The organism is Pseudomonas floridensis, from assembly GCF_002087235.1.
In the GTDB taxonomy this organism is placed as follows: Bacteria; Pseudomonadota; Gammaproteobacteria; order Pseudomonadales; family Pseudomonadaceae; genus Aquipseudomonas; species Aquipseudomonas floridensis.
Genome location: NZ_MUIO01000029.1, coordinates 1 through 22030 on the forward strand (window position 1 = coordinate 1; position 22030 = coordinate 22030).

A 22030-nucleotide genomic window follows, 5' to 3' on the forward strand; every position below is an offset into this window, starting at 1 on the left:
CTTCGTGGACAAGTCCACTTCTACGATGTGATCGGCACCCCAAAGCTTGATTGAGATGCAGCGTGGGGCAGACAGGTGCGCTTCCAGGGAATGAGTCAACGGGTAGCCAGATCGAAAAATGCCTTGGCCATCGCTGACTGTTCGTCCTTGCGTTTGACCAGCCAGACCGGGCTGGTGGCACCGGGGTCCAGCAGGTTGCGATAGACCACGCCGTCGATGCGCATTCGACGGTACGGTGCCGGCAACACAGTCACGCCCAGCCCGGCTGCCACCAGACCGATGAGGGTCATGGGCTCGCCCGCTTCCTGGGTGATCAACGGGTTGAAACCTGCTGCACGGGCCAGGCTCAGCACCTGGCCGTAGATACCGCTGCCGTAGGTGCGCGGAAAGAACACGAATGGTTCGGCCGCCAGCGCTGCCATCTGGATACCGTCCTCGCTGCCTGCCGCCAATGGGTGATCGGCGCGCATGATGGCCATCAACGGTTCGTTGAGCAGTTCGAACACGTCCAGCGAGTCGGGCAATTCCAGCGGGCGCATGATTCCGACCTCGATGGTCTTGTCCTGCAGGCAGGCCGCAACCTGTTGACTGGTCATTTCCGTGAGGTCCAGGTGCACGTCGGGATAAGCCTGGCGGAATGCAAAAATCGCCTCCGGAATGTGCGAGGTCAACGGTGCCGACGAGGTAAATCCAACTTTCAACTCGCCCAGCTCACCCAATTGCGCGCGCCTGGCCACGTTGGCGGCCTTGTCGACCTGCGCCAACACCAATCGAGCCTCCTCCAGAAAGAGTCGTCCCGAGTCGCTCAGCTCGACGCGCCGGTTGGTGCGATCGAACAGACGCGTGCCCAGCTCCTGCTCCAGCGCCTGAATCTGCTGGCTCAATGGTGGTTGCGAGATGCCAAGCACCTGAGCGGCACGCCCGAAATGCAGCTCTTCTGCGACAGCGATGAAGTAACGCAAGTGGCGCAGTTCCATACACATCCTATCGAGTCGTTTTACCTATCAAATGAGTCGAACAATATATTGGATTGAATCATTAGCCAGCTATATGCTTTTTTTCATTGCCCGCCTGATCGTGCTCCGAGGTCCACCGTGAACCCTGCCGTTGCCCCAACGTCCATCGACTCATCCACCGCGCCTGCCCAGGCATCTGTCCCGCTGGGTGACACCTATATCGAAAAAAGCACGCCACTGTTCAAGCGCACGGCGCTGGCCCTGTTTGCGGGCGGTTTCTCGACTTTCACGCTGCTGTACTGCGTGCAACCGATGATGCCAATGCTTTCCCAGGAATTTTCCATCACGGCGGCGCAGAGCAGCCTGATCCTGTCGGTCGCCACGGCCATGCTCGCCATCGGACTGTTAATCACCGGCCCGATATCCGACCGGCTCGGGCGCAAATCGGTGATGGTCATGGCGCTGTTCTGTGCCTCGCTGTTCACCATCGCCAGCGCGCTGATGCCCACATGGGAAGGCGTGCTCGTCACTCGCGCACTGGTGGGTCTGTCGCTGAGCGGTCTGGCGGCGGTGGCCATGACCTACCTCAGCGAAGAGATCCACCCTACGCACCTTGGGCTGGCGATGGGGCTTTATATCGGAGGCAGCGCGGTTGGCGGCATGAGCGGCCGCCTGATCGTGGGCGTGATGATCGATTACGTCAGCTGGCATGCGGCGATGCTGGTAGTGGGCGGCCTTGCCCTGATTGCCGCTGCGGTGTTCTGGCGGATCCTGCCGGCGTCCCGCAACTTCCGCGCCCGCTCGCTGCACCCGCGCAGCCTGCTGGACGGCTTCGTCGTGCAGTTCCGCGACAAGGGCCTGCCGCTGCTGTTTCTGGTCGGCTTCTTGCTGATGGGCGCGTTCGTCACGCTGTTCAACTACATCGCCTACCGGCTGCTGAACGAACCCTACAACCTCAGTCAGGCCGTGGTGGGTGTGTTCTCGGTCGTGTACCTGTCGGGTATCTACAGCTCGGCAAAAATCGGCTCGCTGGCCGACCGGCTGGGCCGTCGGCGCGTGCTCTGGGCGGTGATCGTCCTGATGCTGTCCGGCTTGAGCCTGACCCTGTTCACCCCGCTGGCGGTGGTCATTATCGGCGTACTGATTTTCACCTTCGGCTTCTTCGGCGCCCACTCGGTGGCCAGCAGTTGGGTCGGCCGCCGCGCGACAGTCGCCCGAGGCCAGGCTACGTCGCTGTACTTGTTCTGCTACTACGCAGGCTCAAGCGTGGCAGGCACCGGTGGCGGAGTTTTCTGGCACTACGCAGGCTGGAACGGGATCGGGATGTTCATCGGCGTGTTGCTGTTGCTTGCGCTGGGTGTGGCGTTGCGACTGGCAAGGTTGCAGCCGCTGGAGCGGTGATAGTCCAGGTCTGAAATATCTTCAAAACATGAGCGCCAGCCGAAGGACGCAACGCGTCCAAGGCTGAATCGCTAAGGTGCGGGCACGCGCTTACTGGTGATACTGCGCCGACAGCTCATGCACGGCTTCGATGAACGCACCCGCGTTGGCCGGGTCGACTTCCGGGGTGATGCCGTGGCCGAGGTTGAAGACGTGGCCTGTGCCGTTGCCGTAGCTGGCGAGGATTCGGGCGACTTCCTGGCGAATGGCCTCGGGACGTGCGTAAAGCACGGTCGGGTCCATGTTGCCTTGAAGTGACACCTTGCTTCCGACCCGTTGACGCGCCTCACCGATGTCGCAGGTCCAGTCCAGACCCAGTGCATCGGCGCCCGCGTCGGCAATGCTTTCCAGCCACAGCCCACCGCCCTTGGTGAACAGAATGACCGGCACTTTGCGCCCGTCATGTTCGCGGATCAGACCGTTGACGATCTTGCGCATGTACGCCAGCGAGAACTCCTGGTAAGCGGCCGACGAGAGGCTGCCACCCCAGCTGTCGAAAATCTGCACCGCCTGCGCGCCCGCCAGGATCTGGCCGTTCAGGTAGGAGGTGACCGACTGCGCCAGCTTGTCCAGCAACAGGTGCATGGCCTGCGGGTTGTCGTAGAGCATGGCCTTGGACTTGCGGAAGTCCTTGGACGAGCCGCCCTCGACCATGTACGTCGCGAGCGTCCAGGGGCTGCCGGCAAAGCCGATCAGCGGTACACGCCCGTTGAGTTCGCGGCGAATGGTGCTGACGGCATCCATCACATAGCCCAGGTCTTGCTGCGCATCCGGGATCGGCAGCGCCTCGATATCGGCCAGTGTGGTGACGGTTTTCTTGAAACGCGGGCCTTCGCCGGTTTCGAAATACAGACCCAGGCCCATTGCGTCGGGGATGGTCAGGATGTCGGAAAACAGGATTGCCGCATCCAGCGGATAGCGATCCAGCGGCTGCAGCGTGACCTCACAGGCGAACTGGGGGTTCTTGCACAAGCTCATGAAATCACCGGCGCTGGCGCGACTGGCACGGTATTCCGGCAAGTAGCGGCCCGCCTGACGCATCATCCAGACAGGGGTCATGTCCACGGGCTGCTTGAGCAAGGCGCGCAGGAAACGGTCGTTCTTCAGGGCAGTCATGTCGGCATCCGCTATAAAAGTGCGGGCATTTTCTCAGAGCGCGACGTAAAAGGCACGGCGAGAGCCGTGCCTTTTATCTATCGTATCGATTTGTGGTGGTAATTCAGCGTTACAGACCGGTCAGGATGGTACTGGCAAAGGCTCCCGTTGCGCCGAAAGCGCTCCGTCAGTGCGGGTCCAAAACGCCGTAAGCTTTCAGAACACCCTCTTTGGGCGGCTCGAACATCAAGCGCCAAGCACCTCGCCCAGTACTGCCGCCCACACCCGGCAGGTCCAGCGAGTAAAGACCATGTTTGGATTGATGAAGCTTACCCTTGCCCTCCATTCGGTAGCGCTCAACCGCCTTCAAGACGGCGACCTTCAAGTCGCCCTGAATATTTTTCTGAGCTTTCCTGAAGGCATTGCTTTCAAAAAACTGCGTGATATCCAGCTCAAGCAGCCCTCTGCCGCCACGACCTCCGGCCGCTACTCCATTACCGCCGGGGCTGCCAGGACTGCCAGGAACCTTAGCCTTTGACGACTTTTTTCCACCGCGCAACCCGACCGGCGCATACACCCAGCGCCCCTGCTCATCGAAGCGGACCGGCATCTGGTAATAGGCATCGGGCCTTCTGGGATCGATCAGTCGCCATGTGGCAAAGCTGCTGTCGTATTGAACCGCATAGGTTTTGCCTGCCTGCACGGTGTAATGACGGCTGATGGCACCGTCCTGAATTTCATGGACACCCTTGTAAATTCCGTCGCTGCGCAGCAAGAGACCACTCGGCGCTTTCGACAAGGCCTGTCTCGGATCGAGAACCGCAAGGCCGGAAGACGTCGTCACAGCGGGCCTGACCCTTCGACCTTTAGGCAACGTCAGTCCGTCAGCCAGCAGCAGCGCGGCCTGGGCGAAATATAACGAGGCATGCTTGTCATTCTCGGCAGCTTTCTCGACGCCTTGCCATATCGCATAAAAACTACGCATCGCAGCGATGGGCAGTCTGATCTTGAAAGGAATGAACGTCAGCGCGAACTCTCCAACGGCCCGGGTAATTTCCCAGGCGCTCTGCCAATTGCTTTCCCACGTACTGGTGGATTGTTCATCGACCGCTTCGATCAAGTGCTCGACTTCCGTCTCATAGACCGCTTCAAGAAAGTTTCCGGCGCAGGGCAACAGCTCCATATACAGACTTTGCCTTGCTGCGGTCAGCGCATGGCGAATCTCCGGCCGGGACGCCTTCGCGGCTCTGCTCACCAGATAATCGAGCAAAGCGGGCTCCAGAAGGACCTGACGCTGAAGGTCTTCGGAACTGCTCAATTCGCGAAAGCATTTGCCATCGGGCGCCTGCGGCGTGACAACCACTAGCGACGCGACGCTGGAGCGCGATTGCGTACCAATCGCCAGCACGCCCCGCAGCAAAACACCGTTGACCGTGAGTTGATGCACCTGAATGGGATGCCCCTCCACAGGCTGGCGACGCCCCTCGTCAACGGGGTTGTCCAGCACCGTCTTCACCCATTTGTAACCCCGATCCGCCAGCTCGTCCGGCAACGCACCGCCATCGAGGAAGTCTCCCACCATCCTGGCTTCGATCGCATCAAGCCGCATTTGCGTCTGCATGACTCGCGCGTAGCGCTCCTGGTGCCACTGACCTGAAGGCGAGTTCATTAGCCTGACCCGCAGAAACCTGGCGTAGTCTTCGCCGACATCCAGATCACGAATCATCTTGAACAGATAACCGGCTTTGAGAAAAGTGATTAATCGGCCATTGGCGTCGTAGGCGCGACTGGTCAACAGGAAGTTGATGTTGGTGACGGCGATATTTTGCAGGCTCAGATCAGTCAGGCTGCGCAGTTGTGCGGTGTAATGCATCTCGACTTCGGAAGGGCCTACGTACACGTAATCCGTATCGACAAACTGGCCGCCGTCGATTTCACTGTGAATGGTCTCGATTGTGATCTCGTCAGGATTCACCATCACGCCATGGTCCAGCGCAATGCGTTCTTCAAGCTTTTCCCGGGCGTACGTGCGCAGTTGCTCCGGGGTGCCGTGCAGCTGCGGATCAGGAAGCGCAGGTGCTTGCGCTTCCAGCAGGGCCTGGCTGTAGTCCTGCACCGCGACTTTCCAGTTTCGCTTGTCCTGATCCGATGCATGCTTGAACCACTCAGGCACTAGCTCGCTGTCGATGTCGGTCGACGCTTCCGGATCGAACCAGCCATTGTTCTCCTCGATGGCGTGGGAGGTCAGGGTATCGCGCAAGCCTCTTGCGTCGTGATCGGACTTCATACCCAACAGCGCATAATCATGCGGTTGCAGCAGTGAGCCGATCGCCAGATAGAAACTGTCGGCACCGTCTTTGAACTTTGCACCCTCGCCATTTAACGGATGCCATGCCACGTAATTGCCGTAGCCGTCATGCCAGAGCACGACAGACGTATCGTCAGGACCGGTCGGGACGTAGTTGTCCATTCCAGGCTCAATGATCACCAGTTCGCGACCCAGTCGGTCGGCGAGCAGATGTCCGGCGCAGTCACGGGCCAACTGATCGGCATGAAGATTGTAGCTTCGGGTCCGAGACACCCCGTCGATGGCCAGACTGGTGCTCCATTCGGTCAGCGAAATGGTCAGTGCCTCGACAAACGGCTCCGGAAGCAGACCGGTTTCCAGAAACCCGGCCTCTTCCTGCCCCGACAATGGCAGGCGCTCCAGCAGTTCCTCGAGGCGCTCGATCGGTACTTCGGGGCTAAGCGCATTCAACAGGCGCAGGACCGGGGGCAGCTCAAGTTGCGTGCGCGACCAAAAGGGCAGAAAGGGATTGGGCTGACTGAAGGGCGACTGACCCTTGGTGTTGCCTTCGCCAGCCAGCATGGCGTCGAACAGTACAGTCCGCCGCGCTTCTGCCAGTGTTGCGACCTGCTTACGCAAGGTCACGATCCGTCCAGCTATGCTGTTGCTGCCGGGAAAATCGCCACCCAGGCCGAGACTGGAACCGGCGGGCAACTGCCTGAACAGCAGATGCAACAACGGTTCTTCGTCTGCCACAACAACGTCATCTGGTGCCGTATAGCCGTCCTCACCGCTCTGTGCCAGCACGACCCGGCTCTGAATAACGCGTTCATCACTACCCTTGAGGTAAATGGCGAGCGGCTCACCGTCCTCGTCCAGAACGTTGATGGACAGCTCCGCCGGCCAGTCCGGCAACTGGACCAGCAAGGCAAACAACGCGCTGTCGTCCCCGTCAGGGAAATAATCCTTTTCTCGGAAACGGTCGATGAACTGTCCGATGATGCGGTCCGCCCGCTCACGAGCCCGATGCTCACGGATGGCGATAGCGCTAGGTAAGAACTCTTTTTTTCCCATGGACTGTTGTGCATAGGACAGGGCGAGCTTGCCCAGTGGTGCTGCTTTCAACATGGCTATTTCCTTATAGCGACATGAGTGACGAAAACGCCGACCGTGAAGCCGGCCTTTCAGGGGACATGCGAGATCCTAGCGTTTTCTGAAAGCAGCGAAAGAGGACGGAAACAGGGCGAAAGAGTTCTACGCGCGCATCAATGCCTGACCAGACCGCGCCGGTGATGAAAGAAGTGAATCAAATATTGAGACGCCGCCCCAGGAAGGGACGGCGTCACTCGAACACGAACAGGACATGAGGCAGGGCCGGGGCTGTATCAAAAAATGCTTACCGGCCCCCGCCAACACTCAGACGCCCAGATAATCCAGAATCCCTTCCGCCGCGTTGCGGCCTTCGAAGATCGCGGTGACCACCAGATCGGACCCACGAACCATGTCGCCACCGGCGAAGATTTTCGGGTTGCTGGTCTGATGCTTGTACTGCGACTGCTCGGGCGCAATCACACGGCCCTGACTGTCGGTACTGATGGTGAACTGCTCGAACCAGGACGCCGGGCTTGGACGGAAACCGAAAGCGATGACCACGGCGTCGGCCGGGATGATTTCCTCGGAGCCCGGAATCGGCTCGGGGCTACGGCGGCCACGGGCATCCGGTTCGCCGAGACGGGTCTCGACCACTTTCACGCCTTCGACCTTGTCTTCGCCGACGATGGCGATGGGCTGACGGTTATAGAGGAACTTCACGCCCTCTTCCTTGGCGTTTTTCACTTCCTTGCGCGAACCCGGCATGTTCTCTTCGTCACGGCGATAGGCGCAGGTCACCGACTTGGCGCCCTGGCGAATCGAGGTACGGTTGCAGTCCATCGCCGTGTCACCACCGCCCAGCACCACTACCCGCTTGCCTTTCATGTCGACGAAATCTTCAGGCGACTTTTCGAAGCCCAGATTGCGGTTGACGTTGGCGATCAGGAAATCGAGCGCGTCGTGCACGCCTGGCAGGTCTTCACCGGCAAAACCACCTTTCATGTAGGTGTAGGTGCCCATGCCCATGAACACCGCATCGTATTCTTCGAGCAACTGATCAATGGTGACGTCTTTGCCGACTTCGGTGTTGAGGCGGAACTCGATCCCCATGCCGGTAAACACTTCACGGCGATGGCTCAGCACACTTTTCTCGAGCTTGAACTCCGGGATGCCGAAGGTCAGCAGACCGCCGATTTCCGGATTCTTGTCGAACACCACCGGCGTCACACCGCCGCGCACCAGCACGTCGGCGCAACCCAGGCCCGCAGGCCCGGCGCCAATGATCGCCACGCGCTTGCCGGTCGGCACGACCTTGGACATGTCGGGGCGCCAGCCCATGGCGAACGCTGTGTCGGTGATGTACTTCTCGACCGAACCGATGGTCACGGCACCGAAACCGTCGTTGAGGGTGCAAGCGCCCTCGCACAGACGGTCTTGCGGGCACACGCGGCCGCAGACTTCCGGCAGGGTGTTGGTCTGGTGAGACAGCTCGGCAGCCGCCAGGATATTGCCCTCGGCCACCAGCTTGAGCCAGTTGGGAATGAAGTTGTGCACCGGGCACTTCCATTCACAGTACGGGTTGCCGCAGCCCAGGCAGCGGTGCGCCTGATCGGCGGACTGCTGGGGCTTGAATGGCTCGTAGATCTCCACGAACTCTTTCTTGCGCTGACGCAGCAGCTTTTTCTTCGGGTCTTTACGCCCGACATCGATGAACTGAAAGTCGTTACTTAGACGCTCGGCCATTCTCTAGAACCTCTACACGACAGCTTCAGGCCACGCCCGAAGCTGCAGGAAATCATGTTCGCAGGCATTCGCGCACTGCTGTTGTCGTGCGGCGTGCAACACGCCGCGTGCAGTTGCGCTTATTGCGGGTTGGCCCGGGTGCTGGAGAGCAGCGATTTCAGGTTGGCAGCCTTGGGCTTGACCAGCCAGAAACGACGCAAGTAGTCGTCCAGGTTCTCCGCGAGGTTGCGACCCCATTCACTGTCGGTTTCCGCGACATACTCGTTCAGCACGCTCTGCAGGTGAGTGCGATAAGCCTCCATCGCCTCGCCGCTGATGCGCTGGATCTCGACCAGTTCATGGTTGACGCGGTCAACGAAGGTGTTGTCCTGATCGAGCACGTAGGCGAAACCGCCAGTCATGCCGGAACCGAAGTTGTAGCCGGTCTTGCCGAGGACGCAGACGAAGCCGCCGGTCATGTATTCGCAGCAATGATCGCCGGTGCCTTCCACCACGGTGTGGGCGCCGGAGTTGCGGACCGCGAAACGCTCGCCCGCAGTGCCCGCCGCGAACAGCTTGCCGCCGGTCGCGCCGTACAGGCAGGTGTTGCCGATAATGGCGCTTTCGTTGGTCTTGAACGGGCTGCCCCTGGGCGGCACGATCACCAGCTTGCCAGCGGTCATGCCTTTGCCGACGTAGTCGTTGGCGTCACCTTCCAGGTACATGTTCAAGCCACCAGCGTTCCACACGCCAAAGCTCTGACCGGCAGTGCCTTTGAAGCGGAAGGTCACAGGCGCCTTGTTCATGCCCTGATTGCCGTGCAGACGGGCGATTTCACCGGAAATCCGCGCGCCGATGGACCGGTCGCAGTTGCAGATGTCCAGTTCGTACTCGCCGCCACTCAGGGCTTCGATCGCCGGCTTGGCCATCTCGACCATCTTCTCGGCCAGCAGGCCTTTGTCGAACGGCGGGTTGCGATCCACCAGGCTGAACTGAGGCTTGTCAGCTGGCACATGATCACTGCCCAGCAACGGCGTCAGGTCCAGGTGCTGCTGCTTCTCGGTTTCGCCTGGCAGCACGTCCAGCAGGTCGGTACGGCCGATCAGCTCTTCCAGCGAGCGGACGCCCAGCCTGGCCAGCCATTCGCGGGTTTCTTCGGCGACGTAGGTGAAGAAGTTGATCACCATGTCGACGGTGCCGATGTAGTGGTCCTTGCGCAGCTTCTCGTTCTGAGTCGCAACGCCGGTAGCGCAATTGTTCAGGTGGCAGATGCGCAGGTATTTGCAGCCCAGCGCGATCATCGGTGCTGTTCCGAAGCCGAAGCTTTCGGCACCCAGGATCGCCGCCTTGATGACGTCGAGACCGGTTTTCAGGCCGCCGTCGGTTTGCACGCGGACTTTGCCGCGCAGGTCGTTGCCGCGCAGGGTCTGGTGAGTTTCGGCCAGACCCAGTTCCCACGGTGCACCGGCGTACTTGATCGAGGTCAGAGGCGAAGCGCCCGTGCCACCGTCGTAACCGGAAATGGTGATCAGGTCGGCATAGGCCTTGGCGACACCGGCCGCAATCGTGCCGACGCCTGCCTCTGCCACCAGCTTGACCGAAACCAGCGCCGCCGGGTTGACCTGCTTGAGGTCGAAAATCAGCTGCGACAAGTCTTCGATGGAATAAATGTCGTGATGCGGCGGTGGCGAAATCAGGGTCACGCCCGGCACTGCGTAACGCAGCTTGGCGATCAAACCGTTGACCTTGCCGCCAGGCAACTGACCGCCTTCGCCGGGCTTGGCGCCCTGGGCAACCTTGATCTGCAACACATCGGCGTTGACCAGGTATTCCGGCGTCACGCCGAAACGACCTGTCGCGATCTGCTTGATCTTGGAGCTGCGGATAGTGCCGTAACGCGCCGGATCTTCGCCGCCCTCACCGGAGTTGGAGCGAGCACCCAGACGGTTCATCGCCTCGGCCAGCGCTTCGTGCGCCTCGGGCGACAATGCACCCAGCGAGATGCCGGCGGAGTCGAAGCGCTTGAGAATCTCGCTCAGCGGCTCGATTTCATCGATGTTCAGCGGCTGGTCGAGCGTCTTGACCTGCAACAGGTCGCGAATCATCGACACCGGACGCTTGTCCACCAGCGAGGTGTATTCCTTGAATTTGCTGTAGTCGCCCTGCTGCACCGCAGCCTGCAGGGTGCTGACCACGTCCGGGTTGTAGGCATGATATTCACCACCGAACACGAACTTGAGCAGGCCGCCTTGCTGGATCGGCTTGCGCGGGCTCCAGGCTTCGGCCGCCAGCGCTTTTTGCTCGGCTTCGATATCGACGAAGCGCGCACCTTTCAGACGGCTCGGCACGCCGCGGAAGCTGGTGTCGCAGACTTCTTCGGACAGGCCAATGGCTTCGAACAGTTGCGCGCCACGGTAGGACGCAACGGTTGAGATGCCCATCTTGGACAGGATCTTGAGCAGGCCCTTGGTGATGCCTTTGCGGTAGTTCTTGAAAACTTCGTAAAGATCGCCCAGCACTTCGCCAGTGCGGATCAGGTCGCCCAGCACTTCGTAAGCCAGGAACGGATAGACCGCCGACGCGCCGAAACCGATCAGCACCGCAAAGTGGTGCGGGTCACGTGCGGTCGCGGTTTCGACCAGAATGTTGCTGTCGCAGCGCAGGCCTTGCTCGGTCAGACGGTGGTGAACCGCGCCGACGGCCAGCGAAGCGTGAACCGGCAGCTTGCCCGGCGCGATGTGACGGTCGCTCAGCACGATCAGGGTATGACCGGAACGCACCGCTTCTTCAGCCTGATCGGCGACATTGCGAACGGCGGCCTCGAGGCCCATCTGCTCGTCGTAGTTCAGGTCGATGATGTAGCGTTCGAAGCCTGGACGCTCCAGGTTCATCAGCGAGCGCCATTTGGCCGGGGAAATGACCGGCGAGCTGAGGATCACGCGCGACGCGTGTTCCGGCGACTCCTGGAAAATGTTGCGCTCGGCACCGAGGCAGATTTCCAGCGACATCACGATGGCTTCACGCAGCGGGTCAATCGGCGGGTTGGTGACCTGCGCGAACTGCTGGCGGAAATAATCGTAAGGCGAGCGGACACGACGCGACAGCACGGCCATTGGCGTGTCGTCACCCATCGAGCCGACCGCTTCCTGACCTTGTTCGCCCAGCGGACGCAGCACCTGATCACGCTCCTCGAACGTGACCTGATACATCTTCATGTACTGCTTGAGCTGCTCGGCGTTATAGAAAGCCGAACCGTGGTCGTTGTCTTCCATGGTTGCCTGGATGCGCAGAGCGTTCTTACGCAACCATTGCTTGTACGGGTGACGCGATTTGAGACGGTTGTCGATAGCGTCCGTGTCGAGAATCTGACCGGTTTCAGTGTCCACCGCAAAAATCTGGCCCGGACCGACACGGCCCTTGGCGATGACGTCTTCGGGCTTGTAGTCCCAGACACCGATTTCCGACGCCAGGGTGATATAACCGTTTTTGGTGGTTACCCAGCGCGCCGGACGCAGACCATTACGGTCAAGCAGGCAGACAGCATGGCGACCTTCGGTCATCACGACACCGGCCGGGCCATCCCACGGTTCCATGTGCATGGAGTTGTATTCATAGAACGCCCGCAAATCCGGGTCCATGGTTTCGACGTTCTGCCACGCAGGCGGAATGATCATGCGCACGCCACGAAACAGGTCGATACCGCCGGTGACCATCAGCTCGAGCATGTTGTCCATGCTCGACGAGTCGGAACCGACGCGGTTGACCAGCGGACCCAGTTCGTCCAGCTCCATCAGATCGTTGGTGAACTTGGTGCGACGTGCCTGCGCCCAGTTGCGGTTACCGGTGATGGTGTTGATCTCGCCATTGTGGGCGAGGAAGCGGAAAGGCTGAGCCAGTGGCCATTTCGGCAGGGTGTTGGTCGAAAAACGCTGGTGAAACACGCAGATTGCGGTTTGCAGGCGCTCGTCGCTGAGGTCCGGGAAAAAGGCCGTGAGGTCGGCCGGCATCATCAGACCTTTGTAGATGATGGTCTTGTGCGAAAAGCTGCAGATGTAGTGGTCGGTGTCGGCCGCGTTGGCCACGGACGAACGGCGGCGGGCGCTGAACAGCCTGATCGCGAATTCCTGATCGCTCAGGCCTTCGCCGCCAATGTAGACCTGCTCGATCTTCGGCAGACGCTCCAGCGCCAGACGACCCAGTACGCTGGTGTCGATCGGCACCTGACGCCAGCCCACCAGTTCCAGGCCCTCGGCCTGGATTTCGCGGTTCATGTTTTCGCGGGCGGCATCGGCCCTGGCGTCATCCTGATTGAGGAACACCATGCCCACGGCATATTGGCGGGGCAGGTCGACGCCGAAGTGATCCTTGGCCATCGCGCGCAGGAAGCCGTCAGGCTTCTGAATCAACAGACCGCAACCGTCACCGGTCTTGCCGTCGGCGTTGATACCGCCACGGTGGGTCATGCAGGTCAGGGCTTGGATAGCCGTCTGCAACAGGTGATGACTGGGCTCGCCTTGCATATGTGCGATCAGGCCGAAACCACAGTTATCCTTGAATTCATCTGGTTGGTACAGACCTGCTTTCATAGACACTTTCTCACCAGGCTGCCTCTATGCGAGGCAAATTTCCTTTTAATTCAACCAAGTACCTGACACGCCGAACGTACGCCGGCTTCGGACAGGCAAAACGGAGGTCATTGTACACAGCGACACGAGGGCTCACAAATTTAACGACGATTGGTCGATAATCAATGTCGCAATTATGAAAGTTTTAAAGCGGGCCGCTGTGGTAGTCAAAGATTTTCTTCGAGAATCTGACTGAAGCGACTGAGACTGCGGAGCGTTTGTAACGCAGACGCCACAAGGCGCGCCCCGAAAAGGCGGCGCGCTCAAGCGGGTAGAGTCAGGTTTGCCGGGTGAGCGGCCTGGATAAGGCCGCTGCGACTTCAGCGAGTGGCGCCGAGCTCTTGTTGGATGCTGGCGACAGTACGAGGCCAAGGTTTACCAGCCTGAACCTTGGCTGGCAATACCTTGATGGCTGCCAGGGCGGCAGCACGGTCAGAAAAGTTACCGTAGGTCACCACATACAGCGGCTTGCCCTGCAGGGTTTTCTTGAAATAACGGTACTCGCCGCCCTGCTCCGCAACGTAAGCCTGGGCCGTCGCTTCGGAGCTGGTGCCAAGGATCTGCACCACGTAGTGACCCGGTGCCTGACCGCTGTACCAGTTGCCACCGGCAGCTGGCTTCGCCGCAGCCGGTTTTTCAGCGGGTTTGGCGGCGGGGGCCGGAGCAGGCCTGGCGATCGCCACCTGGGCCGGAGCAGGCGCAGGCTTGGCAGCCGGAGCCGGAGCAGCAGCCGTCGGGGCCGGGATGGACGAACGTGGTGTCTGCGCCGCAGCCTGACCGGCTGGCACACCTGCAGGCGGAGCGGTAGTCGTCACGGTCGCAGGCTGAGCAGGCGAGCCCATTGGCACTGCATCTTCGTCGGAATCACTCGAACCTGCCGCTTCAGCCAGCGGACCGCGCATGACGGGCTGTGAATTGCCATTCATGGGCAGCGGCATCGGTTGAGAGTTGCCTGCGAATTCGATGGCCGGGCCACCGTTATTCGATTGCTGGGCCGATGGCGTGCCCTGCCCCAGCGGCAGTTGTGCCTGGGCAGAAGCAGGTGCATTGGCAGGCACGCCAGTCTTGTCGCCACGGCCCGGAATCAGCACTGCAGCGGCCACGGCCACGAGCACGACAGCACCCAGAGCCAATACGTGTTTTTTCGGCATGTTGAACCCCACACTTGGACGCTTGACCGCAGAACGACTTGCGATCATCGCCTCGATCATTGAATCGCGGGCCACCTGGTTGATCGCCCCAGGCCAGCCATCGGACTGTTCATGGATATCGGTGATCTGGTCGGCAGTGAACAATGCGATTCCCTGCCCTGCACCCTCCAGACGCTGAGCCAGATACTCCCGGGTTTCTTCTTCCGTGTAAGGTTGCAGCTCAATGACGTGAAAGCGCTCGCCTTCGACGTCGCCCTGCAGTTCGGCGCACAGCTGATCGAGACGATCGAGCAGCGAAGGTTCGCCAAACAGAAACACATGCGGACGCCCTTCCGGCGTACCCGCTGCAAGACCCAGCAACGCTTCGAGCGCCGAATCGCCCAGTTGTTCCGCATCGTCAACCAGCAGGTAGACTTCCTGGCCGGTCAGGCCGAGCTGGACGACCTGGGACAGGATCGCCTGCATTTCAGCCTGTGCAACGCTCAACGCCTGGGCGACCTGTTGCAGCACACCCGCCGCATCACTGGCTGCGCGCGCAGAAACAACGACGCTTTGCACCGATTGCTTGTTGGTGCTGGCTACCAGCGCCTGACGCAGCAGCGTCTTGCCGCTGCCCTGAGGGCCGGTGACGGCCAGCAACAGCTGGCTGTAGCGCGCCAGATGATGGAGCTGACCCAGCACAGGTTTGCGCTGGGCAGGAAAGAATTTGAAGCCAGGCACCCGCGCTGCAAAGGGGTCATGACTCAACTGGTAATGGCCGAGAAAGGCCTCGTCGGCGTGCAAACTAGTCATGGGTATTCCGTTAACCTCTAAGCTGATCCACCAGGTCGCGGTAATCCGCAACCAGGGTGGCCTGTAGTACTTCTTTTGGATAATCGTCCGTGATGACCGCTTCACCCATCTGACGCAGCAGCACCAGACGCAGGCGCCCGTCGATGACTTTCTTGTCGATTGCCATGTGCTCGAGGAAATGTTCCTCGGTCATGTCCTGCGGCGGCACCACAGGCAGTCCGGCCCGTTGAAAGAGGCGAATGCCGCGGTCGCGATCCTGTGTACTGATCCAGCCCAGGCGCGATGACATTTCCAGCGCCATGACCGTACCGGCGGCGACCGCTTCGCCATGCAGCCAGACACCATAGCCCATATGCGTCTCGATGGCGTGACCAAATGTGTGACCCAGGTTCAATGTCGCCCGCACGCCCGATTCGCGCTCATCGGCACCGACCACCAGCGCCTTGGCAGCGCAAGAGCGTTCGATGGCCGTAGTCAGTGCCGCCTGGTCCAGCCCGCGCAAGGCATCGACGTGCTCTTCGAGCCAGGTCAGGAAGGGTTCGTCGCAGATCAGGCCGTACTTGATGACTTCTGCAAGCCCGGCGGACAGTTCACGCGCAGGCAAGGTATTGAGCGAGGTGGTATCGATCAGCACCACGCCCGGCTGATAGAACGCGCCGACCATGTTCTTGCCCAGCGGGTGATTGATACCGGTCTTGCCGCCCACCGACGAGTCCACCTGCGACAGCAGAGTGGTCGGGATCTGAATGAAATTCACACCGCGCTGATAGCACGCCGCTGCGAAACCGGCCATGTCGCCGATCACGCCGCCGCCCAGGGCAATCACGGTGGTACGGCGATCATGACGAGCCGTCAGCAGACCATCGAATATGGTTTGCAGGGTTTCCCAGTTCTTGAACGCTTCGCCATCGGGGAGCACGATCGGCAGGACGTTGTAACCGGCCAGCGTGCGGGTCAGTCGCTCCATGTACAGCGGCGCGACCGTCGTGTTGGACACGATGGCCACCTGGCGCCCGACGATGTGCGGGGTCAGGAGTTCAGGCCGGTCCAGAAGGCCTTCGCCGATATGGATCGGATAGCTACGCTCACCAAGCTCGACCTTGAGTGTCTGCATGTGTCCCCACGTTGATTGCCGATTGGGCGGTTGCACACCTGGGTGCGTCAGGACAGCCATTATGTCGCGCCCTGAACCGTCACTGTTTTAATGGTCGCCGAGGATAGCGCATTTTTGCCTGCGCTTTAACGGGGAGGAAGCTCGGCCAGACGAGCCAGTATGTCCAGAACCACCATGCGCGGTGGCCGCTCGTCGGTTTCGACCACCAGATCGGCAATCTCCCGGTACAGCGGGTCGCGAATGGCCAACAGCTCACTGAGCACCCGGGCCGGATCTGCGGCGCGCAGCAAAGGTCGATTGCGATCGCGTGCCGTGCGGCCGACCTGCTGTTCAACCGATGCATGCAGGTACACCACCCGCCCGCCAGCGTGCAGCGCCTGACGATTTTCGCTGCGCATGACCGCACCGCCGCCCGTCGCCAGGACTACGCCATCGGCTTCGCACAGCTCTGCAATCATGGCCTGCTCGCGGTCGCGAAAGCCCGGCTCGCCTTCCTTATCGAAAATCCAGGGAATATTGGCGCCCGTGCGCAACTCGATTTCCTTGTCGGAATCCTTGAACGGCAGTCGCAACTCTTTGGCAAGCAAACGGCCGATGGTGCTCTTGCCAGCACCCATCGGCCCCACAAGTATTAAATTTCGCACAGAATCAACGACTCACAGCAATCGCCTGGTTGTTCATGATACGCGGTGTCAGAAATACCAACAGCTCGGATTTTGCCTCTGATACCACGTCGCGCCTGAAAAGGCGGCCAAGATACGGCACATCACCGAGAAATGGCACTTTCTCTACAACTTTACTTTGCGTATTGGAGAACACGCCACCGATCACGATGGTCTCGCCGTCGGAAATCAGCACCTTGGCATTGACCTCGTTCTTCTTGATCGGTGGCACGCCCAGCACGGCGTTGATGTAGTCAGGTTCGTCCTTGGTAACCTTGACCTCCATGATGATGCGGTTGTCCGGCGTGATCTGCGGCGTCACTTCGAGCGACAGGGACGCTTCCTTGAAACTTACGGTCGTGGCGCCGCTGGAGCTGGATTCCTGATACGGGATTTCCGTGCCCTTGAGGATCTTGGCGGTTTCCTTGTCGGAGGTGACCACCTTGGGCTGGGAGACGATTTCACCGTTGCCGGTTTTTTCCATCGCGCTCAGCTCAAGGTCGAGCAGGGTGTTATTGGTCACGAAGCCCAGGCCGATACCTGAAGTTGCACCCGCGGCACCCAGGTCGACAAAAGGAACGTTGGTGCCGGTGTTGGCTCCGGTATTGCCCGCTTCGTCACCGTTGTTGTCCAGACCATACGGCGTCCACTTGCTGTTGCCACTGAGATTGCTCGCGCCGCCCCAACGTACGCCGATCTGCTTGTCATAATCGACGTTGGCCTCGACGATGCGCGCTTCGATCATCACTTGACGCACTGGAATATCCAGCTGCGACACGATGCGGCGCAGCTCATCGAGGCGGTCCTGTGTCTGGTAGGCAATGATGTTGTTGGTGCGCTCGTCCACGGTGATCGAGCCGCGCTCGTCAGCCTTGGATTCAGCGCTGGTGACCGACTGGAACAGCTTGGCGATGTCGCCCGCCTTGGCGTAGTTGACCTGCAGCAGCTCGCGGCGCAATGGGGCCAGCTCGGCGATCTGCTTGAGCGACTCCAGTTCCTGACGCTCACGGGCGGCGATTTCATCCGCGGGCGCGACCAGCAACACGCTGCCGACCTTGCGCTTGTCCAGCCCCTTGGTCTTGAGCACCAGATCCAGCGCCTGATCCCACGGTACGTTCTGCAAGCGCAGGGTGATGCCGCCCTGAACCGTGTCGCTGGCGACCAGGTTGAGGTTGGTAAAGTCGGCAATCAGTTGCAGCACCGAACGTACGTCGATGTCCTGAAAGTTGAGCGACAGTTTTTCACCGGTGTAGACCGGCTTGTCGGCGGCGCGACGGTCCACGTCCTCGTTGGTCAACGGCCTCACGCTGATGGTCAGCTTGTTCTCGGTCTGGAAAGCCGAATAGTCGAATGCGCCCGAAGGCTCAATGGAAATGCTGGCCTTGTCGCCGGTTGCCGAGGCGCTCACGAACTGCACGGGCGTGGCGAAATCCTTGACATCCAGACGCACGCGCAGCGGCTCTGGCAATTGGGTCTTGGCGAAGTCGACACGGATCTTGCCGCCCTGCTCATGAATATCCGCCGCAATGCTGGCGTTGCTCAGGTCGATGACGACGTTGCCTTCGCCCAGCTCGCCACGCTGGAAATCGACGTTGCGAATGGCTCGCGCACCCGCAGGCACGTAGGGTCTGGCCGACGCTGGCGTAGGCGGTGGCACGGCGACCCGGGCAGCGCCATTGGCGGTGGTCGGCTGAGAAGCCTGCGCGGCGGCAGCGCCCTGACCGATGACCACGAACAGGTTGTTGCCCTCGACTCTGGAGCTGTAAGGCGCAAGCGTCGTCATGTTGATAATGACCCGCGTGCGATCCTGCGCCTGGACCACTACCACGCTGCGGGCATTGCCTGCGCCCAGGTCACGGCTTTTGGTCGCAAGCTGGCTGGTCACGCCCGGCAGATCCAGCGCGATACGCGCCGGCTGATCGGTGGTATAGCCGCGCGGTGCAGGCACCGGAGCATCGAAGGCCAGCTTGAGCTCGACGCGGTCACCCGGCAGCGCAGCGACGTCGAGCGTCTTGAGGTTGGCCGCCTGGAGAACCGGCGAAATCATCGCTATCCATAACGACACGCCGATAATCGAGAAAATCCGGGTCATGATCAATTTCCGTTGTGCGCTGCTGTACATGCTTGGCCTTGCCCACTTCATGAGCGTTCTTTGAGGGTGATACTGCGCGGCCTTTCCAGCCAGGCCCCCTCTCCATCAGGAACAATTTCAATGACATCGACCTGTGCGTCGCTGACCGACACGATCCGCCCGTTGTTACGGCCCAGGTAATCACCCACCTTCACGCGGTACACCCCACCGGCTCCGTGCAACAGGGCGAAGGTGCCCGACCCGTTGCCGATGGTGCCGACCATCTCGAACGATTCGATGTTGAACCCTTCAAGAAACTGCCGGACCCGATTCGGGTCCGGAGCCACCAGGCGCGAGCCTTTCTGGCGGTTGAGCGGATCGACCTTGATGGCGGGCTGAAACGGACTGCGCAGGCTGGCTGCGTTATACGTGAACGCCTCATAGGCGCGAAACTTGGGCAGCGCTTCGATATTGCCACTCGGGCGCGCCTGGGCCTGAGCCACGAACTCGCTCAAATCGGTGAAATCATTGCCGCCGCCACAACCGGCCAGCCCCGCCAGGACCGTACTGACGCACAACACACGCGCCACCCTCATTTCTTCAGCCCTTCATCGTTGTAGCGGTAAGTCTTGGCCAGGATGCTCATGCGCAACTTGGCGGGCACCTTCGGATCGGCCGGCTTGATGTCGAAATCATGCAGCGTCACGATACGCGGCAGGCCAGCGACGCCACTGACGAAGGTCGCCAGATCGTGATAGCCGCCGACCACCGTGATCTGTATCGGCAACTCGATGTAAAACTGCTGGACCGCTTCGGGCAGCAACTTGATTTCCTCGAATTCCAGACCGCTGCCCAGACCGGTGCGCGTGATGTCCTCCAGCAGGCCGGGCACTTCGGTGTCGCTGGGCAATTGCCGCAGCAGCGCGCCGAACGTGTTCTCCATCTCTTCCATCTGCTTTTTGTAAGGCTCAAGGTTCGCCGCCTGGAACGCTTTGTTGGAGAACTGCTCTTTCAGCGAAACCTCGCTGGCCTGCGCACTCTCCAGTTGGGTTTCCAGATCCTGGATGAACAGGAAATAGCCCAGCGCGAAAATCAGCACGGCCAGCAGCACGCCGGCGATTGCCTTGACTGCCGCAGGCCACGATCCCAGGTTGTTGAGGTCCAGTTCGTTGAGTTCGACCTTGCGCAGTCCGTCCAGCCATTCGCTCATGTTCATGGCTTGGCTCCTTCGGCAGCGGGGACCTGCGGCTGGGTCTGGCGCACCGTCAATTGAAAGACGTTTGCCTGATCGACCGTACCGGCCGTGGTCGCCTTGACCTCGGTCAGACTCGGTGCCTCCAGCCAGTCGGACGCTTCAAGGTTGCGCATGAGGTCGGAAACCCGGTTGTTGGACTCCGCCGCGCCCGTGATCGCGATGAGCTTGTCGGTCATTTTGACCTGCGAGAAATAAACGCCGTCCGGCAGCGTACGGGCGAGTTGATCGAACACCCGGCCGGTGATCGGGCGGTTGCCCTGCAGGTCCTGAATGATTTTCATGCGCTCCAGCAACTGTTTGCGTCGGGCTTTGAGGTCGCTGATTTCCTTGATGCGAATGTCGAGCTGTGCGATCTCTTTCTGCATGAAGGTATTGCGCGCCACCTGATCGTCGATGGCCTTGCTGACATAGCGATCGATCAGGAACAGGATGCCGACGGACAGCACCAGTACGCAGACCAGCGCGGTCAGAAAGCGCTTCTTGCGCTCTTCGCGCAGCTCTTCACGCCAGGGTAAAAGGTTGATCCGTGCCATCAGTCAAAGCTCCTCAAAGCAAGACCGCACGCGATCATCAGGGCGGGCGCATCACTGGCCAGCGCGCCGGCATTGACCTTGGAGCTCAACGCCATGTCGGCAAACGGATTGGCCACCATGGTCGGCGTGCCAAGGCGACGCTGAATCAGATGTTCGAGGCCGGAAATCGACGCGGTGCCGCCCGCGAGCATGATGTGATCCACGGAGTTGTACTGACCTGCTGCAAAGAAAAACTGAAGGGAGCGCGAAACCTGCTGCACCAGCGCTTCCTTGAAAGGCTCCAGCACTTCACTGACGTAGTCGTCCGGCAGGCCGCCCTGTTTCTTGGCAAGCCCTGCTTCTTCCATCGACAGGCCGTAACGGCGCTGGATCTCGTCGGTGAGCTGCCGCCCGCCGAACAACTGTTCGCGGGTGTAAATAATGCGGCCGTGGTGAATGACGCTCAGGGTGGTCATGGTGGCGCCGATATCGACGACGGCAACGGTCAGCTCATCGTGGCCGTTGCCCAGTTGCGTGGCCAGCAGTCCGAAGGAACGCTCGAGCGCGTACGCCTCGACATCGACGACCCGTGCCGTCAGCCCCGCCAGCGCCAGCGCCGCTTCACGCACCTCGACGTTTTCCTTGCGGCAGGCGGCCAGAAGCACTTCGACGCGCTCGGGATTGCGCAATGAATAGCCTTGCACTTCGAAATCGATGGCGACTTCTTCGAGGGGATATGGAATGTACTGGTCAGCTTCGAGCTTGAGCTGGTTTTCCATGTCATCGTCGGAAAGACCGGCATCCATCTCGATGGTCTTGGTGATGACTGCCGAACCGGCCACAGCGACCGCCACGATTCTGGCGCTGGTCTTGGCCTTGACGATCACGCGTGACAGCGCCTGACCAACCCCTTCGAGCTCGGCAATGTTTTTCTCGACCACGGCGTTGGCCGGTAGTGGTTCGACGGCGTATGACTCGACTTTGTAGCGGGTTCCGGAGCGACTCAATTCAAGGAGCTTGACCGAGGTGGAACTAATATCGATCCCTAGAAGGGTGTTGGCCTTCTTACTGAAGAGTTCGAACACAACCTGATTCCTATGAGTTTCCGTCACTTACGGAGTTATTTCGGGCCAGCGTCACTGCCGACAGCCTTGACAGTAGCGCAAATCACGCTTGGGGACGAAAAATGCTTATAATGCCCAGCGTTTTTTTCGTTTAACAAAGCTTCAAGGCGTGTTCATTTGTAAATGCCTGCG

At 60.3% G+C, this 22030-nt stretch carries 14 protein-coding genes; 1 reads left to right on the plus strand and 13 read right to left on the minus strand.

The genetic code is table 11. The features are described from left to right. Positions 1-95: 95 nt before the first annotated feature. On the minus strand, positions 96-977 hold the full coding sequence (locus BZK31_RS10110) for a LysR family transcriptional regulator (RefSeq protein WP_083182535.1): 882 nt from the start codon (positions 975-977) through the stop codon (positions 96-98). Between the two features lie 117 nt (positions 978-1094). Between BZK31_RS10110 and BZK31_RS10115 the strand changes: the two genes are divergently transcribed. After that, on the plus strand, positions 1095-2357 hold the full coding sequence (locus BZK31_RS10115) for an MFS transporter (RefSeq protein WP_083182536.1): 1263 nt from the start codon (positions 1095-1097) through the stop codon (positions 2355-2357). 90 nt (positions 2358-2447) lie between these two features. On the opposite strand, the gene hemE is transcribed toward BZK31_RS10115, so the two are convergent. The 12 genes from hemE to BZK31_RS10180 form a co-directional block, all read right to left on the minus strand. Continuing rightward, complete coding sequence (gene hemE / locus BZK31_RS10120; RefSeq protein ID WP_083182537.1) at positions 2448-3512, minus strand: uroporphyrinogen decarboxylase; 1065 nt, start codon at positions 3510-3512, stop codon at positions 2448-2450. Between the two features lie 166 nt (positions 3513-3678). Then, positions 3679-6906: a dermonecrotic toxin domain-containing protein gene (locus BZK31_RS10125; protein WP_083182538.1), complete on the minus strand. Its 3228-nt coding sequence runs from the start codon at positions 6904-6906 to the stop codon at positions 3679-3681. Between the two features lie 288 nt (positions 6907-7194). Next, positions 7195-8613 (minus strand): FAD-dependent oxidoreductase, encoded by a 1419-nt coding sequence (locus tag BZK31_RS10130; RefSeq protein ID WP_083182539.1) that lies wholly within the window; start codon positions 8611-8613, stop codon positions 7195-7197. Between the two features lie 119 nt (positions 8614-8732). Then, positions 8733-13178 carry a glutamate synthase large subunit gene (gene gltB, locus BZK31_RS10135; RefSeq protein WP_083182540.1) on the minus strand — a complete coding sequence of 1482 codons (4446 nt, stop codon included), beginning with the start codon at positions 13176-13178 and terminating at the stop codon, positions 8733-8735. Positions 13179-13537: 359 nt separating this feature from the next. After that, on the minus strand, positions 13538-15160 hold the full coding sequence (locus tag BZK31_RS10145) for an SPOR domain-containing protein (RefSeq protein WP_083182541.1): 1623 nt from the start codon (positions 15158-15160) through the stop codon (positions 13538-13540). A gap of 10 nt (positions 15161-15170) precedes the next feature. Continuing rightward, on the minus strand, positions 15171-16274 hold the full coding sequence (gene aroB / locus BZK31_RS10150; RefSeq protein WP_083182542.1) for a 3-dehydroquinate synthase: 1104 nt from the start codon (positions 16272-16274) through the stop codon (positions 15171-15173). Between the two features lie 125 nt (positions 16275-16399). Further along, on the minus strand, positions 16400-16918 hold the full coding sequence (gene aroK, locus BZK31_RS10155) for a shikimate kinase AroK (protein ID WP_083182543.1): 519 nt from the start codon (positions 16916-16918) through the stop codon (positions 16400-16402). A gap of 4 nt (positions 16919-16922) precedes the next feature. After that, positions 16923-19028: a type IV pilus secretin PilQ gene (locus tag BZK31_RS10160; protein ID WP_167377913.1), complete on the minus strand. Its 2106-nt coding sequence runs from the start codon at positions 19026-19028 to the stop codon at positions 16923-16925. A 47-nt stretch (positions 19029-19075) separates the two neighbouring features. Further along, positions 19076-19603, minus strand: a complete 528-nt coding sequence (locus BZK31_RS10165; RefSeq protein ID WP_083182545.1) for a pilus assembly protein PilP — start codon at positions 19601-19603, stop codon at positions 19076-19078. Then, the gene (gene pilO / locus BZK31_RS10170) at positions 19600-20223 is read right to left on the minus strand and encodes a type 4a pilus biogenesis protein PilO (protein ID WP_083182546.1); all 624 of its coding nucleotides are present in this window, start codon (positions 20221-20223) and stop codon (positions 19600-19602) included. Before pilO ends, BZK31_RS10165 begins: the two co-directional genes overlap by 4 nt. After that, positions 20220-20795: a PilN domain-containing protein gene (locus tag BZK31_RS10175; protein WP_083182547.1), complete on the minus strand. Its 576-nt coding sequence runs from the start codon at positions 20793-20795 to the stop codon at positions 20220-20222. The genes pilO and BZK31_RS10175 overlap by 4 nt, the downstream gene beginning before the upstream one ends. Beyond that, positions 20795-21859: a pilus assembly protein PilM gene (locus tag BZK31_RS10180; RefSeq protein ID WP_083182548.1), complete on the minus strand. Its 1065-nt coding sequence runs from the start codon at positions 21857-21859 to the stop codon at positions 20795-20797. The genes BZK31_RS10175 and BZK31_RS10180 overlap by 1 nt, the downstream gene beginning before the upstream one ends. Between the last annotated feature and the right edge of the window lie 171 nt (positions 21860-22030).

Bases quoted from the DNA above. Each gene is read 5' to 3' on its own strand.
- BZK31_RS10110 (WP_083182535.1), bottom strand. From the start codon at position 977: ATGGAACTGCGCCACTTGCGTTACTTCATCGCTGTCGCAGAAGAGCTG.
- hemE (WP_083182537.1), bottom strand. From the start codon at position 3,512: ATGACTGCCCTGAAGAACGACCGTTTCCTGCGCGCCTTGCTCAAGCAG.
- BZK31_RS10125 (WP_083182538.1), bottom strand. From the start codon at position 6,906: ATGTTGAAAGCAGCACCACTGGGCAAGCTCGCCCTGTCCTATGCACAA.
- BZK31_RS10130 (WP_083182539.1), bottom strand. From the start codon at position 8,613: ATGGCCGAGCGTCTAAGTAACGACTTTCAGTTCATCGATGTCGGGCGT.
- gltB (WP_083182540.1), bottom strand. From the start codon at position 13,178: ATGAAAGCAGGTCTGTACCAACCAGATGAATTCAAGGATAACTGTGGT.
- BZK31_RS10145 (WP_083182541.1), bottom strand. From the start codon at position 15,160: ATGACTAGTTTGCACGCCGACGAGGCCTTTCTCGGCCATTACCAGTTG.
- aroB (WP_083182542.1), bottom strand. From the start codon at position 16,274: ATGCAGACACTCAAGGTCGAGCTTGGTGAGCGTAGCTATCCGATCCAT.
- BZK31_RS10160 (WP_167377913.1), bottom strand. From the start codon at position 19,028: ATGACCCGGATTTTCTCGATTATCGGCGTGTCGTTATGGATAGCGATG.
- BZK31_RS10165 (WP_083182545.1), bottom strand. From the start codon at position 19,603: ATGAGGGTGGCGCGTGTGTTGTGCGTCAGTACGGTCCTGGCGGGGCTG.
- pilO (WP_083182546.1), bottom strand. From the start codon at position 20,223: ATGAACATGAGCGAATGGCTGGACGGACTGCGCAAGGTCGAACTCAAC.
- BZK31_RS10175 (WP_083182547.1), bottom strand. From the start codon at position 20,795: ATGGCACGGATCAACCTTTTACCCTGGCGTGAAGAGCTGCGCGAAGAG.